This window comes from Clostridium sp. ZBS2 (genome assembly GCF_023845855.1).
Classification (GTDB): domain Bacteria; phylum Bacillota; class Clostridia; order Clostridiales; family Clostridiaceae; genus Clostridium; species Clostridium aquiflavi.
This window is the reverse complement of sequence record NZ_JAMQIF010000088.1, coordinates 270-692: the sequence shown is the minus strand read 5'-3', so window position 1 is coordinate 692 and position 423 is coordinate 270. Positions and strand designations below refer to the sequence as shown.

The following is a 423-nucleotide window of genomic DNA, read 5'->3' as shown; positions in this document are numbered from 1 at the left end:
ACAATAGAAGATTTAGAAAACTTATTAGATAATATTCCATATATAATATGGATTAAAGATGAGGAAGGAAGGTATAAGTATGCTAATAAATTAGCAACTGAGAAATTAGATTTAGAACAAAAGAATCTTTTAGGGAAAAAGAATTCAGATTTTAAAGATAATGAGATATTGAAAAACTGGCCAGACAATGAAAGAAAAATATTAGAAGAAAAAAGTTGTGCTTATTTTAAGAGAAAAATTAAAAGTGATGGAGAAGATATATGTGTTGAAACTTATAATATGCCATTTTTGAGTAGTAAAAAAACAAATTTAATAGGTGGAGTTGTAAGAAAAATTACAACAGAGAAGAAGGTAGTTTCACATATAAAAGACGCATCAATTAATATTTGTAATAAAAACAAATATGATGAATTAAAAAATAAA

Annotated in this window: 1 protein-coding gene; it reads left to right on the top strand. The window is 23.9% G+C overall.

The window, feature by feature from the left end; all coding sequences use genetic code 11:
- On the top strand, positions 1-423 hold a 423-nt coding region (locus NG918_RS16685), incomplete at both ends, for a PAS domain S-box protein (RefSeq protein WP_252227163.1).